General features: G+C 75.3%; 7 protein-coding genes. 5 read left to right on the top strand and 2 right to left on the bottom strand.

Annotated features, from left to right (window positions below; all coding sequences use genetic code 11):
- Nucleotides 1-5 precede the first annotated feature (5 nt).
- Together ACFWMZ_RS07195 and fxsA are read left to right on the top strand one after the other, a co-directional pair.
- On the top strand, nt 6-3431 hold the full coding sequence (locus tag ACFWMZ_RS07195) for an SAV_2336 N-terminal domain-related protein (RefSeq protein ID WP_383199935.1): 3426 nt from the start codon (nt 6-8) through the stop codon (nt 3429-3431).
- A gap of 36 nt (nt 3432-3467) precedes the next feature.
- Nucleotides 3468-3719, top strand: coding sequence for an FxSxx-COOH cyclophane-containing RiPP peptide (gene fxsA, locus ACFWMZ_RS07190; protein WP_383174903.1), 252 nt, complete (start codon nt 3468-3470; stop codon nt 3717-3719).
- 339 nt (nt 3720-4058) lie between these two features.
- Here fxsA and ACFWMZ_RS07185 read toward each other — a convergent pair whose 3' ends face one another.
- Nucleotides 4059-4808: a dienelactone hydrolase family protein gene (locus ACFWMZ_RS07185; RefSeq protein WP_383174906.1), complete on the bottom strand. Its 750-nt coding sequence runs from the start codon at nt 4806-4808 to the stop codon at nt 4059-4061.
- Between the two features lie 711 nt (nt 4809-5519).
- Between ACFWMZ_RS07185 and ACFWMZ_RS07180 the strand changes: the two genes are divergently transcribed.
- The 3 genes from ACFWMZ_RS07180 to fxsT all read left to right on the top strand — a co-directional run bounded on the left by ACFWMZ_RS07180 (nt 5520) and on the right by fxsT (nt 11417).
- Nucleotides 5520-6764 carry an FxsB family cyclophane-forming radical SAM/SPASM peptide maturase gene (locus ACFWMZ_RS07180; protein ID WP_383174909.1) on the top strand — a complete coding sequence of 415 codons (1245 nt, stop codon included), beginning with the start codon at nt 5520-5522 and terminating at the stop codon, nt 6762-6764.
- A complete protein-coding gene (locus ACFWMZ_RS07175; RefSeq protein WP_383199932.1) occupies nt 6761-8176 on the top strand; it encodes an aKG-HExxH-type peptide beta-hydroxylase in 1416 nt (471 codons plus the stop codon). Before ACFWMZ_RS07180 ends, ACFWMZ_RS07175 begins: the two co-directional genes overlap by 4 nt.
- 235 nt (nt 8177-8411) lie before the next feature.
- Entirely contained in the window at nt 8412-11417 is a 3006-nt protein-coding gene (gene fxsT, locus ACFWMZ_RS07170) for an FxSxx-COOH system tetratricopeptide repeat protein (protein ID WP_383199929.1), read from the top strand.
- 87 nt (nt 11418-11504) lie between these two features.
- Here the strand turns inward: fxsT and ACFWMZ_RS07165 are convergent, their stop codons facing one another.
- Nucleotides 11505-15281: a multifunctional oxoglutarate decarboxylase/oxoglutarate dehydrogenase thiamine pyrophosphate-binding subunit/dihydrolipoyllysine-residue succinyltransferase subunit gene (locus tag ACFWMZ_RS07165; RefSeq protein ID WP_383174918.1), complete on the bottom strand. Its 3777-nt coding sequence runs from the start codon at nt 15279-15281 to the stop codon at nt 11505-11507.
- Nucleotides 15282-15549 lie beyond the last annotated feature (268 nt).

Here is a 15549-nt window from a genome sequence, read left to right as displayed (position 1 = left end):
CGAGGGTGACCGGAGCATCCGCCCGCCACGGCCCGGACGGCCGCCCTGACCGGGCCCCCGCCCCGCCGCGGCGCCGGCCGTCCACCGACCCGCTCCCCGAGCTGGTGGCCCGGCTGCGCGGCGCCGGGCTCGACATCGACGCCGAACACCTCCTCGACGCCCTCTGGCTCGCCCACCGCACCGGCCGTGCCCCCGCGCCGGCCGACGCCCGGCCCGCCGGCGCCGAGGCGGAGCCGGAGCCCGGGCCCGACGCCGCCCAGGGCGGGGTGCGTACCGTCGAGGGCCGCGCCGGTGGCGGGCTCCCCCCGCCGGCCGAGCGGCGGACCGTGCCGTCCCGCCCCGCGCCCGCCCCCGTCGCCCGCGTCCCCCTCCACCCCCGCCCCGCCGACGGGGGCCCCGGCAGCGGCCCCGCCGCCGGCGCCCTGCCCGTCGGCGTCCCGGCCGCCCCGGTCCTCGCCTCGCCGCTCGGCCTGCAGCGCGCCCTGCGCCCGCTCCAGGCGTACCGCACCGGCGCCGCCCCGCGCCGCCAGGTGCTGGACGAGGCCGCCACCGCCGAACTCACCGCCCGGGCGGGCGGGTTGGTGCTGCCCGTCTTCCGGCCCGTCACCCGCCGCGACGCGCTGCTCCAACTGGTCCTGGACGCCTCCGGCTCGATGGGGGTCTGGCAGCGGCTCTTCGACGAGCTGCGAGAGGTCTTCGGCGGCCTCGGCGCCTTCCGCGACCTGCACGTCCGCTACCTCCACGCCACCGACGACGGCCGCGCCGCCGTCAGCCGCAGCCCGCGCCGCGACGGCGCGCCCCTGCACTCCACCGACCGCCTGGTGGACGCCACCGGACGCCGCGTCACCCTCCTCGTCAGCGACTGCGCCGGGCCCCTCTGGCACACCGGCGCCGCCCACCGCACCCTGCACCGTCTCGCCGGACAGGGCCCGGTCGCCGTCCTCCAGCCGCTGCCGCAGCGCCTGTGGCCGCGCACCCGCCTCCAGGTCACCTTCGGCGAACTCCGGCGCGGCCAGGGCGTCAGCGGCGCCGGCCTGCTCAAAGTCGTCTCCGACGGCCCGCCGCCCCCGCCGGGCGCCCGACCGGTCCCGGTCCTGCCGCCCACCGCCGCCGCCCTCGGCTCCTGGGCCCGGCTGCTCTCCGGCACCGGCCCCGCCCGCACCCCCGGCGCCGTCGGCTGGGTCAGCGCCGCGCAGGAACCGGCCCGGCCTGTCCGGCCCCGCCGCGCCCTCACCCCGCTCCAGCTCGTCAGCCGGTTCCGCTCCACCGCGTCACCCGCCGCCGGCCGGCTCGCCGTCTGCCTCGCCGCCGCCCCGCTCAACCTCCCCGTCATGCAGCTCGTCCAGCGCACGATGCTGCCCGACTCCGGCCCGGCCGAACTCGCCGAGGTCCTCCTCAGCGGCCTCCTCGTCCGTGCCGACGAGCCGGGGGCGGGGGACCAGGAGCAGTGGTACGACTTCGTGCCCGGCGTGCGCCAGGCGCTGCTCGGGCCACTCGGCCGCGACGAGGCGATGCTCGTCCTCAAGCACTGCTCCGAGTACGTCGAGCAGCGCTTCGGCAAGGGCGGCCCCAACTTCCCCGCCCTCGCCTACGCCCAGCTCGGCCGGGACACCGGCACCGGCCCGCTCCCCGCCTCCGCGCGCTCAGGCCGGGCGCCCGGCCGGGGCGGACCGGCCGACAGCGCCGGCGGTCCCGGCGAGTCCGGCGAGGAGAGCTCCGCCTCCTCCGTCCCGCAGCCCTTCGCCGAGGTCGCCGCCGACGTGCTGGAGCGCTTCATGACCGTCCCCCTGCGCCCCACGGCTTCCTCCCCGGGCCCCCTGGGCGAGGACCACCCCGCCCTAGCGGCCGCCGCCGACCTCGGGCGGCGGTACGAGGAACAGGGCATGGTCCAGTACCTGATGGACGCCGTCCAGCTCCTGCGCGGCGCCGCCGAGAACACCGCGGGCCCGCCCGCCGCCGCCCTCTGGGCCCGGTACGCCCGCGAGGTGCTGCGGCTGTGGCGCGTCCAGGGCGGCCGGGAGCTGCTCACCGAGGCGCGCGCGGCCGCCGAGCGGGCCGCCACCGACGACGAGGCCACCGGCCACGCCGGGCACCGCGACGTCCTCGCCGCCACCCTGCACGCCACCGCCGACGACCGCCGCCGCAGAGGCGAACGCCACGAGGCCCTCGACCTGCTGCGCCGCGCCGACCGCGAGTACGCCGTCGCCTGCGCCGCCCCCGGCCTCGGCCCCGACCAAGCGCTGCGGCTCACCCTGGAACGCGTCCGCGCCCTGGAGACCCAGTGGCGGCTGGGCGGCGACAGCTCGCTGCTCCAGGCCGCCGTCGGCATGCTCGAAGCCTTCACCGACATCTGGCCCGACCAGCACCGCCGCCCCCCGGCCCTGGCCCTGGCCCACGGCCGCACCCTGCTGCGCCTCGCCGGTACAGGCCCGCCCGGCGACCAGGCCCACGTCCACTCCCGGCAGGCCGCCCGCGCCCTGCGCACCGTCGTCGAGGCGGACGACCCCGCACCGGAGGCGGGCGGCCTCGCCCCCGCCGACCGGGAGGCGGCCCTCCTCGACCTCGCCGACGCCCTGTTGCGGGCGGGCCCCGAGTACCACCAGGAGGCCGCCGACCGCGTCGAGGCGGCCCTGCACGCCACCCCGCCGCCCTCCGCCCGACGCCGCTCCGCCCTGCTGACCCGCGCGGGCCGCGTCCACACCGCCCGGTACGAGGAGAGCGGCGATCCGGCCGAACTGACCCGGGCGGCGGCCCGGTTCGAGGAGGCGGCCCCCGGCATCCCGCGCGACGCCCCCGCCCACGCCGCGCTGCTCGCCGAATGGGGCGAGGCGCTGCTGCGGCGCGCCCTGCTCGGCGACGGCACCCGGCACGAGCGGCTGGAGCGGGTGGTGGCGGCGGTCCGGGTGCTGCGCGGCTGCCGCGTCGAGACCCCGCGCGGCGACCGGGCCTTCGCCCACCGCCTGGTGCTGCTGGGCCGCGGCCTGATGGCCCGCCACCGCCTCACCGGCGACCGGGTCGACCTGCGCGAGGGCGAGCACCTGCTGGGCCTCGCCGCCCAGGAGGCGGTGGGTGCGCTGGAGAGCGCGCGCTGCCTGCTGGAGCTGGGGCAGGCCCGGTTCGAGGCGGCGCAGACCCTCGCCCGGCCGACCCGCCTGGACGAGGCCGCGGACGCCTTCCGGGCGGCCGCCGACGCCGCCCGGCGGGCCCGCGCGGAGGCCGCATCCGAACGGGCCGCCGCGGAATCCGCGACGCTGGGGGCTCAGGCGGAGCACTGGCGGGGTATGACCTATGAGGCCGCGGGGCGTCCGCGCGCGGCGCGAGAGGCGTACGGGGCCGCCCACCGGGCCTGGGGCCAGCTCCCGCCCGGTACGCGCCCCACCGTCGAGCCGACGCCCCGGCAGACGGCGCAACGCCTGGCCGAGCTCGCCTGAACGGGCCCGGCCGCACCGGGAAAGGAAGGACCCGCCATGCCCGACCCCCGCCGCCAGGCCACGCCCTCCTGGCAGCCCGTCCCGGAGGCGCCCGGTCCGCCGCCGCAGGCCCCGGCCGGGCCGCCGGGCGCCGAGACGGGCGCCGCCGTCCTGCCCGACCTGCTCGGACTCGACCTGGAGTCCCTGCGGACCCTGGACCACCCCGTCCTCACCGAACTCCTCGACGACCTCCGCGGCCGGGCCTCCGGCCCGCGCGAGATGCTCTGGAACTTCAACAGCTCGTTCTGAGGGGGCGGCGGGACCGCCTCCTGTCGGCGGCGTTCACGGGGGCGGGGGGCGCTGGACCACGGGCGCGTCCGGCATCGGCGGTCCGTCGCGGCGCGAGCCACTTCGGCGTCGTACCGCACCGCGTCGAAAGGGAACTCCGCCGGGCGAGGCCGCCATGGTGACGCGCCCTTCCCTGTCCGACCACTTCACGCTCTCCCGGGACGGGGCCGCCACCCGGCGACGCGTCCGACACGTACGGTCCGCGGCCGCCCGCGCCGACAGCGGAGAGCCGTCCGGAAGCGTGACGCCCGGCCCCGGCCCCGGCGCAGACCGGGCCTACGGCTACCGTCGCCCGGTGCCTCAACTGCCGTTCAGCGCGCGGTCGAGCAGGGGGAGCAGCCGGTCCCAGTGGCGCCGCAGCCCGTCGGCGTCGAAGGCGTCGGTGTCGGACATGGTGAAGCCGTGGACGGTGCCCGGGTAGAGCTCGATGGCGCGGGTGACCCCTGCGTCGTCCAGGGCCTGGTCGAGCTCACCGAGGGCCTCGGGCGTCAGGTCGCCTTCGGCGAGCCCGAGGTGGAGCTCGGCGGTGAACTCGCCGAGTTGGCGGTGCGGGCTGTCCGGCGCGTCGGTGACCAGGAAGCCGGGGTGGAACCCGGCGACGGCCGCCACCCGGCCGGGGTGGGCCGCCGCGGTGCGCATCGCCAGGGCGGCGCCCACGCAGTAGCCGATCGCGCCCACCGGTCCCTCGCAGACCTCGGGCCGGCTGGTGAGGAACCGCAGGTAGGCGTCGGCGTCGCGCAGGATCCGTTCGGCGGTGTGCTCCTGGAGCAGCGGCATCAGCCGGGCGATGAGGGCGGAGCGGACGTCTTCCCCGATGTGCTCGGGAAGTTCGGTCACCGGCGCCGGACCGTACCGGTGATAGAGGTTGGGGACGAGTACGTAGTACCCGTGCCCCGCCAGTTCGCGGGCCTTCTCCTCGATCTCGGGCCGCAGCCCGAAGGCGTCCGTGTAGAGCAGCACCCCCGGGTGCCGCCCGTCCCCGTCGGGGAAGGCGGCGAAGGCGTCGGCCTGGCCGTCCTGGGTGGGAATCCGCAGGGTCTCGGTGGGCATGGGTCCTCCTGTCGTGGTCGGTGCGTGGAGCCTGTGCGCGACACGGCGGAGGCGGGGCGCGCGCGGTGGCTCGGGGCCCTCGGCCCGGCGGCGGCGCGGCGGCCCGTACGGTGCTCAGCGGAGCACCGGGGCGCCGAGGTGTGTGCGGCGCGAGGCCGTCGCGGTAGCCATCGCCGCACAAGGTAACTCACCTGGCGAAACCGATGCCCGCGTTCCGGCGCGCCCGCCCCGGGCCGGGCGCGCCGGAGCCGGGCGTTCCCTCCCTCCGCTCCCGCCCGGGGCCCGAGCGGTGCTCCCGGCTCCCGTGCCCGAGCCCCCTGCTCGCGGCCCGGCGCCGCCGTGTCGAGCAGACAGGCCGGCTCGGCCTCGGCAGGGATTCCTCCGCACCCGTCGCGACCGCCCGCCGGGAAGCTGATCCACCCAGGGTGCGGGCAACCCGGCGGTGAACCGGACGAGGTGCGCGGGCCCGTTGACGGCGGGCGGGCGCACCGGCCGGGCGGGGGCGTGTGAAAGCGGCAGTACGACCCGCCCCGACCCGCCCCCCACCTTTCAGCCACCTTTCCCCGCCCGAGCCGGGCCAACAGGACAGCGGTGCCGCCCCCGGTTTCGCTCCGGCCCGGGACCGGGCACCATCCGGGTCGGGCCGGCCGGAGAGGCGCGGGGAGACGGTCCGTGCCCGGGACGGGGCGGGCGGACGACACGGGGGTGCCGATGCCACGACCAGTGACCCCGTCGCGCCCGCACGCCACCGGCGGGCCACCCCACCCGTTCACCCAGTTCATCGTGAAGGTCCACGGGCGCTGCAATCTGGCCTGCCGCTACTGCTACCTCTACGAGGGCCCCGACACCGGATGGCGCGACCGGCCCGCCGCCGCCTCCGACGCGGTGCTCGCCCTGACCGCCGACCGCATCGCCGAGCACGCCGCCGCCCACCGCCTTCCCGCCGTCTCCCTCGTCCTGCACGGCGGTGAACCCCTGCTGGCCGGCACCGGCCGCCTGGCCGCCTTCGCCGACCTGGTCCGGCGCCGCGTCCCGGGCCCCACCCGGGTGCGGGTCACCCTCCAGACCAACGCGACCCTCCTGACCGCCGCCCGCGTCCGCGACCTGGCCCGGGCCCGCATCGCCGTCGGCGTCAGCCTCGACGGCGGCCGGGCCCGCCACAACACCGCCCGTGTCGACCACGCCGGACGCCCCTCCTGGCCCGCCGCCGTCCGGGGCGTACGGCTCCTCGCCGAGTACGCGCCCGAGGCGTACGCGGGCATCCTGCTCGTCGTCGACCCGGTGCTCGACCCCCTCGACGTGTACACCTCGCTGCTGGAGCTGCGCCCGCCCGCCGTCGACCTGCTGCTGCCGCACGGCAACTGGAGCGCCCCGCCGCCCGGCCTCCACCCGCCGCCGGGCGCCCCCGCCCGGGCCGCCGCCACCGCCCCCGCGCCGTACGGCGACTGGCTCAACGCCGTCTTCGACCGCTGGTGGGCGGCGGGCCGCCGGGAGACCCGGGTGCGGCTCTTCGAGGAGGCGGTGGCCGCCCTGCTCGGCCTGCCGGCCGGCACCGAGTCGCTCGGCCTCGACCCGTTCACCGCGGTCGTGGTCGAGACCGACGGCTCCCTCGAACAGGTCGACTCCCTCAAGTCGGCCTACCCCGGCGCCGCCGCCACCGGACTCGCCCTCGAGAGGAACACCTTCGACGACGCCCTGGCCCACCCCGGCATCGCCGCCCGTCAGTCCGGCGCCACCGCCCTTGCCGCCGACTGCCGCGCCTGCCCCCTCCTGCACGCCTGCGGCGGCGGCCACTACGCCCACCGCCACCGCGCCGGGAGAGGCTTCGGCCACCCCAGCGTCTACTGCGCCGACCAGCAGCGGTTCCTCCACCACGTGGCCGCCGCGCTGGCCCGCGCCACCGGCACCGGACCGGCCCGTGACCCCACCACGGCCGGGGAAGGAGGAACGCGGTGACCGACCCGATCCCCCACCACGTCCTGTACGAACTGGGGTGCACCGAGGGCTCCCCGGCCACCCTGCGGCTCCTCGCCCGCGACCAGGACCGGCGCCGGCTCCTGCTGCTGCGCGCCGTCCTGGACGCCGCCGGCGCCGCCCCCGCCGACCGCTGCCCACCGGACGCCCGCCGCGCCCTCGCCGAGAGCTGGGCCCTGCTGGAGGCCGCCGAGCGCACCGGCCCGGGCCCGGCCGCGACCGTCCGCTCCCTGCTGCTCGCCCCCCTCGTCGGCCCCTGGGCCGAGCGCGCCCTCGCCCTGCTCACCGGCGCCGGACCGCCCGACCCCGCCGCCACCGCCCGGTGCCTCGGCCACCTCGCCCCGCTCGCCGCCGCCGCGGCGGTCCGGGCCGGTCTGCCGTTCCGCCTGCGGCTCACCGCGGCCGGCGGGAGCCTCGCCCTGCCCACCCTCGGCGCCCTGCGGACCGGCCCCGGCACCACCCCGGTCGACGCGCACCACAGCGCCGGGAAGCTGGTCCTGCGGACGGCCGGGGAGCGGAGCGTCACCGTCCGCCCGCAGCGGGGACACGGCGCCTGGGCCGCCTCCCCGGCCTGGCGCGCCGCGCACGCCCTGCCGCCGCTCGTCCCCGGCGGCCACCTTGTGCCGCTGGACGACCTGGACCCGTACCGCGTACCGCACCACCCCCGCCAGCCGGGCTTCACCGGCATCACCGATCTCGACGACCTGGCCCGCAAACGCTGGGGCGCGGCCTGGTCCGCCACCGCCGCCCTGCTCGCCCCCGGCGGCCCCCACCGGATCGCCGAGGCGGTCACCCTGCTGCGCTGCCTGGTCCCGCTGGCGCCGCCCGGCGGCCCGGTGGCAGGCGAGCCGCCGCCGGGCAGTTGCAGCGGGACCCGGCGCGAGGCCTTCGGCGCCGTGCTGAGCAGCGAACCGGCCGACGCGACCGGCTTCGCCGAGACCCTCGTCCACGAGACGCAGCACATCAAACTCGCCGCGCTCGCCGCCCTCACCCCGCTCCACCACGCCGACCCCGCCCCCCTCCACTTCGCGCCCTGGCGGCCCGACCCGCGCCCCTTCGACGGGCTCTGGCACGGCGTCTACAGCCACCTCGCCCTCGCCGACTGGTGGCTGCGGTACGCGCGCGCCGTCCCGCCCGGCCCCGCCCGCGACCGGGCCTGGGCCGAACACGCGCGCCGCCGGGAGCAGGTCGGCGCCGCGCTGCCGGTCCTCGTCGGCTCCGACGCGCTGACGCCCGCCGGGCGCACGGTCGCCGAGGGCATGGTGACGGCGTACACCCGCCTCACCCACGCCGAGGTGCCCCCCGACCACCTGGCCCGCGCCGTCGCCTATGTCGCCACCACCCGGGCGCTCTGGCTCCAGCGGCAGGGCGGAGCGGGTCGGTCCGCCGGATGACGCCCGCCCGGCCGCCACCGGTCCGCCCGCCCACCGGCCGGAACGCGTCCCTCCTGATCTTCTTCCGTGAATCACCCGTGTGGGGCCGTGAACACTGCTCCAATTGTGGGAAGTTGAACGGAGGATGTCCGGCCCGCCAGGCCGGTCACCGGCCCAAGGGGGCCCGCGGGGGCGAGTTCGGCCGGACGCGCCCGCCGGACCCGTCGACGCATCAAGAGGAGCAGGAGAGGGCCCCATGAGTCAGCCCCTCACCCCGGAGGCGGGAACCACCGGGGGCGGCGCACCGCACCCCGTGACCATCAGCTTCGCCGGATTCGACCGCGCCTGGGCCGCCTGGATCGGCGGCCTGCTGGAGCGGCGCGGCCACGGCGTCGTCCTCCAGCGCTGGGACCCCTCCGTCCGCGAGCCGCTCGCCGACTCGCTCCGCGACCTGACCCTCGCCCCCGGCCCCGTCCTGATCGTCCTCTCCGGCTGGTACGTCCAGCTCGGACCCAGGACCCACGAGGAGTGGAACGCCGCGCTGCGCGAGGTCGCCGCCACCCACCCCGGCCGCTTCGCCGCCGTCTCCGTCACCACGGCCTCCCTGCCCACCGCCACCTCCGCCCTGGCCGCGGTCAACCTCACCGGCATCGGCGCCGACGAGGCCGAGCGGCGCGTCCTGGCCCGCCTCGGCCTGCCCGACACCCCCGTGCAGGCGCCCCGCGCCGAGGGCGCCCCCCGCTTCCCACTCGACACCTCCGAGGTCTGGGGCGGCGTCCCGCGGCGCAACACCCGCTTCACCGGCCGCGAGCGCGTCCTCACCGACGCCCACCAGATCCTCCAGGACGCCGCCCGCGGCACCGGCGTCGTCACCCTCCACGGCATGCCCGGCGTCGGCAAGACCCAGCTCGCCGCCGAGTACGTCTACCGCTTCGGCTCCGAGTACGACGTCGTCTGGTGGGTCGACGCCGAGAGCCGCGCCTCCTTCCGGCTGCGCGTCGCCGAACTGGCCACCGCGCTGCGCCTGGACACCGGACCCGAGTACGGCGAGCGGCTCCGCGCCGTCCGCGACTCCCTGCGCCGGGGCAGACCGTACGGCCGCTGGCTCCTGGTCCTCGACGGCGCCGACGAGCCGCACCAGATCTCCGACCTCGTCCCCACCGGACCGGGCCACGTCCTGATCACCTCCCGCAACCCGGAGTGGGGCGAGCACAACAGCCGCATGCTGGAGATCGGCGTCTACGACCGCGCCGAGTCCGTGGCCTTCGTCCGCCGCCGCGCCCCCCGGCTCGGCAGGGCCGACGCCCAGCAACTGGCCGAGGCCCTCGGCGACCTGCCGCTGCTGCTCGACCAGACGGCCGGCTGGCTCAACGACTCCGACCTCTCCGTCGACGACTACATCGCCCTCCTGGAGGGCGGCATCGACCAGGACATCGTCAAGGTCTCCCAGGACTTCCCGCTCGCCTTCCAGACCGCCTGGTCGATACTGCTCAACAAGCTCCGCGAGACCGTCCCGGAGTCCGTCGCCCTGCTCGGCCTGTGCACCTTCTTCGCCCCCGGCACGATCCCCGTCCGCATCCTGCGCGACCTCGACCACCAGGAGGCGCCCGAGCCGGTCGCCGGGCTGCTCCGCGACCCCCTGCTGTGGAACCGCGCCGTCAACCAGCTCCGCCAGTACTCCGTCGTCAGCCTCGACTCCCACGAGTTCTCCGGCGACGACACCGCCCTGCCCGGCGAGGCCTTCTACCTCCACCGCATGGTCCACCAGATCGTCCACCGCGACCTCTCCGAGGCCGACCGCGCCCCCTTCGCCCAGGTCGTCCGCGCCGCCCTCGCCGCCGCCGACCCCGGCCGCCCCACCGACACCCGCCTCTGGCCGCGCTACGCCGAGATCGTTCCCCACCTCGACCACGCCCAGGCGCTGGAGTCCACCGACCCGGCGGTGCAGAACCTCGTCCTCAACTGCCTGCGCTACCTCTACCTCTCCGGTGAGTACAAGACCGGCGTCGCCCTCGGCGAGCGCACCCTGGAGATCTGGCGGCGGCTCTTCGGCGACGAGCACCCGCGCATCTGGGACCTCGTCCACCACTACGCCAACCTCCTGCGCGCCGGCGGCGACTTCGCCGGCACCGAGGTCATCGAGCGCGCCGCGACCGAGCGCCTGCGCGCCCTGGAGGGCCCCCGCGACCTCGCCTACCTGCGGGCCTCCAGCGGACTCGCCGCCGACCTGCGGGGCCTGGGCCGATACCGGGAGGCGTACCAGCTCTCCACCGAGATCATGGACGCCTACGGGGAACTCCTCGGCGACCAGGACTCGCGCACCCTCAGCGCCCGCAACAACGTCGCCGTCTCCCTGCGCCTGCTCGGCCACTACCAGCAGGCCCTCGCCCTCGACAAGGACACCATGGAGCGCCGCCGCGAACTCCTGCGGCCGCGCCACAACTGGACGCTCTCCTCCGAGCACTCCTACGCCCTCGACCTGCGCCTGGTCGGCCGCTACAAGGACGCCGAGTCCCTCCAGGCCAGGAACGTCCGCGAACAGCGCCTGGTGATGGGCCGCGACAACCCGGTCACCCTCGACGCCGAGCACAACCTCGCCCTCTGCCACTACCGCCTCGGCGACCGCGAGGGCGCCGGGGTCCGCCTCGCCGACCTCCTGGAACGCTGCGAGCGCACCGTCGGCGAGGACCACCCGCTGACCCTGCGCCTGACCGTCTCGCAGAGCTGCCACGCCCGCGAGCACGGCGACGTCGACCAGGCCCGCGAGCTGAGCGACTCCCTGCTGCGGCGCTACACCGCGCTCCTCGGCCCCGACCACCCCTTCGTCGCCGGTGCCCGCGCCAACCACGCCCTGGTCCTGCGGAACGTCGGCGAGCGCCGCGACTACGCCCGCCACGCCGAGCAGGCCTACGCGGACATGGCCGGGGCCGTCGGCGAGCTCCACCCCTGGACGCTCGGCTGCGCCCTCAACGTCTCCGCCGTCCGCAACGTCGTCGGCGACCCCGAGGCCGCCGCCGAACTCTCCCGCGCCACCGTCGACCGCGCCACCGAGTCCCTCGGCCGCACCCACCCGCTGACCCTCTCGGCCCGCGTCGCGCACGCCGCCGACCTGCGGGGGCTGCGCCGCCGCAAGGACGCCGAGAAGATCGAGGACGAGGCGCTCCTGGACTTCGCCGCGGTCCTCGGCGCCCAGCACGTCCACACCATCTCGGCCCGCTCCCGCAACCGCCCGTACTGGGACTTCGAGCCGTACTCGACCTGACGCGGCGCCACCGGGGGCCGGCCCCGGAAAGCCCTGAGGCCCGCCCCGCCGAAGCGGGAGCGGGCCTCAGGCCGGTACGGGCCGGGGTCAGGCGTCGAAGACCTCAGCGACGAGCTGGGCCTGCTCCGCCTGGTGGCGCTTGGCCGAACCGACCGCCGGGGACGACGAGTGCGGACGCGAGATGCGCCGCAGCCGCTCGGCCGCCGGAAGGTCGGCGCCGACACCCAGGTCGAGGTGGTCGATCAGGTTGAGCGCGATGAACGGCCAGAAGCCCTGGTTGGCCGGCTCCTCCTGGGCCCACAGGAACTTCTCGGCGTTCGGGTACTTGGCGATCTCCGCCTGGAGCTCGGCACCCGGCAGCGGGTACAGCCGCTCGACGCGGACGATCGCGGTGTCCGTGACGCCGCGCTTCTGCCGCTCGGCCTCCAGGTCGTAGTAGACCTTGCCCGCGCACAGGACGACCTTGCGGACCTGTGCGGCGTCCACCGAGTCGTCGCCGATGACGGGGCGGAAGCCGCCCGTCGTGAACTCCTCCGCCTTGGACGAGGCGGCCTTCAGGCGCAGCATCGACTTCGGCGTGAAGACCACCAGCGGCTTGTGGTGCGGGTTGTGCACCTGCCACCGCAGGAGGTGGAAGTAGTTCGACGGGAGGGTCGGCATCGCGACCGTCATGTTGTTCTGCGCGCAGAGCTGCAGGAACCGCTCAGGGCGCGCCGAGGAGTGGTCCGGGCCCTGGCCCTCGTAGCCGTGCGGCAGGAGCAGCGTCACACCGGAGTGCTGGCTCCACTTCTGCTCGGCCGAGGAGATGAACTCGTCCATGACGATCTGCGCGCCGTTGACGAAGTCACCGAACTGGGCCTCCCACAGCACCAGCGACTCCGGGCGGGCCAGCGAGTAGCCGTACTCGAAGCCCATCGCCGCGTACTCGGAGAGCAGCGAGTCGTAGATGTTGTAGCGGGCCTGGTTGTCCGAGAGGTACAGCAGCGGCGTGTAGTCGTCGCCGGTCTCCCGGTCGATGAGGACCGCGTGGCGCTGGCCGAAGGTGCCGCGGCGCGAGTCCTGGCCGGAGAGGCGCACCGGGGTGCCCTCCATCAGCAGCGAGCCGATGGCCAGGGTCTCGCCCATGCCCCAGTCGATCGTGCCGTCCTCGACCATCGCCGCACGGCGCTGGAGCTGCGGCAGCAGACGGGGGTGGACGGTGACCCGCTCGGGGACGTTGACCTGCGACTCGGCGATCCGCTTGACGACCTCCGGCGAGACCGCGGTGTTGACCGCGACCGGGAACTCCGCCTCGGGGCCCTCGGGCTGGGGCTGCACCGGGTGCGACGTGGCCTCGCGGACCTCGGTGAAGACCTTCTCCAGCTGGCCCTGGAAGTCCTGGAGCGCCTGCTCCGCCTCTTCGAGGGTGATGTCGCCCCGGCCGATCAGCGACTCGGTGTAGAGCTTGCGCACCGAGCGCTTCTTGTCGATCAGGTCGTACATCAGCGGCTGGGTGAAGGCCGGGTTGTCCGACTCGTTGTGACCGCGGCGGCGGTAGCAGATCAGGTCGATGACGACGTCCTTGTTGAACGCCTGGCGGAACTCGAAGGCGAGCCGCCCGACGCGGACGACGGCCTCCGGGTCGTCACCGTTCACGTGGAAGATCGGCGCCTCGATCATGCGGGCCACGTCGGTGGCGTACATCGAGGAGCGCGAGGACTCCGGCGCGGCGGTGAAGCCGACCTGGTTGTTGATGACGATGTGGACCGTGCCGCCGGTGCGGTAGCCGCGCAGCTGCGACATGTTGAGCGTCTCGGCCACCACGCCCTGGCCCGCGAAGGCCGCGTCGCCGTGCAGGGCGACGGGCAGGACGGTGAAGTCCGTGCCGCCCTTGTTGATGATGTCCTGCTTGGCGCGGACCACGCCCTCCATCACGGGGTCGACCGCCTCCAGGTGGGAGGGGTTGGCGGTGAGCGAGACCTTGATCTGCTCGCCGTCCAGACCGGTGAAGGTGCCCTCGGCGCCCAGGTGGTACTTGACGTCGCCGGAGCCGTGCATCGACTTCGGGTCGAGGTTGCCCTCGAACTCCCGGAAGATCTGCGCGTACGACTTGCCGACGATGTTGGCGAGGACGTTCAGCCGGCCGCGGTGGGCCATGCCGACGACGACCTCGTCCAGCCGCGACTCGGCCGCCGAGTCCAGGACCGCGTCGAGCAGCGGGATGACGGACTCGCCGCCCTCCAGCGAGAACCGCTTCTGGCCGACGTACTTGGTCTGCAGGAAGGTCTCGAACGCCTCGGCGCTGTTGAGCCGGCGCAGGATGCGCAGCTGCTCCTCGCGCTCGGGCTTGCCCGGACCGCGCTCCACCCGGTCCTGGATCCACTTGCGCTGCTTCGGGTCCTGGATGTGCATGAACTCGATGCCGGTGGTGCGGCAGTACGAGTCGCGCAGGACGCCGAGGATGTCGCGCAGCTTCATCATCGACTTGCCGGCGAAGCCGCCGACCGCGAAGGTCCGCTCCAGGTCCCACAGCGTCAGCCCGTGCTCGTTGATGTCGAGGTCGGGGTGCTTGCGCTGGTGGTACTCGAGCGGGTCGGTGTCGGCCATGACGTGGCCGCGGACCCGGTAGGAGTGGATCAGCTCGAAGACGCGGGCGGCCTTGGTGACGTCGTCGTCGTGCGAGGCGTCGATGTCCTTGAGCCAGCGGACCGGCTCGTAGGGGATGCGGAGCGCCTTGAAGATGTCGTCGTAGAACTCGTTCTCACCGAGAAGGAGGTTGGCGACGATCCGCAGGAACTCGCCGGAGGCGGCACCCTGGATGACCCGGTGGTCGTAGGTCGAGGTCAGGGTCATGACCTTCGAGATGCCCAGCTTGTTCAGGGTGTCCTGGGAGGTGCCCTGGAACTCCGCCGGGTACTCCATGGCGCCCACGCCGAGGATGACCGACTGGCCGGGCATCAGCCGCGGCACCGAGTGGACGGTGCCGATGCCGCCGGGGTTGGTCAGCGAGACGGTGACGCCGGAGAAGTCGTCCATCGTCAGCTTGTTGTCCCGGGCGCGGCGGACGATGTCCTCGTACGCCTGCCAGAACTCGAAGAAGTTGAGGGTCTCGGCCTTCTTGATGGCAGCGACGACGAGCTGGCGGTCGCCGTTGGGCTTGACCAGGTCGATGGCGAGCCCGAGGTTGATGTGCTCGGGCTTGACCAGGGTCGGCTTGCCGTCCTTCTGCGTGAAGGAGTTGTTCATCGACGGCATGGCCTTGATGGCCTGCACCATGGCGTAGCCGATCAGGTGCGTGAAGGAGATCTTCCCGCCCCGGGCGCGCTTCAGGTGGTTGTTGATGACGATGCGGTTGTCGAAGAGGAGCTTGACCGGCACCGCGCGCACGGACGTGGCCGTGGGCAGTTCCAGGGAGGCGCTCATGTTCTTCGCGACCGCGGCCGACGGGCCACGCAGCGTGACGAACTCCGGGCCCTCCGCAGGGGCGGCCGGCTCGGCGGCCTTCGCGGCGGGCTTGGCCGGAGCGGCCTTGGCGGGAGCGGCCTTCTCGGCCGGGGCCTTGGCGGCCGGCTTCGCCGGTGCCGCGGCCGGGGCGGGGGCCTGCTTCGCCTCGGGGGCCTTGGCCTCCGGGGCGGGCTTCGCCGGGGCGACAGGGGCCGCGGCCGAGGGGGCCGCGGTCTCCGCGGGAGCCGTGCCACCCCCGCCGGGCTTGTAGTCGGCGAAGAAGTCCCACCAGGCTCGGTCTACCGAGTTCGGGTCCTGGAGGTACTGCTGGTAGATCTCGTCGACGAGCCACTCGTTCGACCCGAAAGCGGCGGCAGGACTCTTGCCCTGCCCCGCTTGGTCGGTCGAGACGCTCGAATTACTGGGGGACTGTGGCGACACGGCGGCAACCGCCCTCTTCCGCTTCACAAGGTGGTGGACAGCGGGAATAAAGGCTACGCCTTCGTCACCGAGAGGTGCAGGCCGGGCCGGGCATCCGTCGTGAAAGTCACACCAGATCCCGTGTTTCGGGGCTCTGATTGGCGGGAAACAAGCGGGATTTCCCTCCAGGCCGGACGCCTCGGCGCTCGGCTGCGGTCCCTCGGGCCCGCATCCCTGTCAGTTGGCACGTCGTTACTGCGTTACCGCTATGAACAGTACGCCACTCGGG

The sequence above is a fragment of the Streptomyces sp. NPDC058373 genome, from assembly GCF_042723275.1.
Lineage (GTDB): Bacteria > Actinomycetota > Actinomycetes > Streptomycetales > Streptomycetaceae > Streptomyces.
Note: the sequence above shows the minus strand (reverse complement) of the source record. Positions and strands in the feature narration are given on the sequence as shown.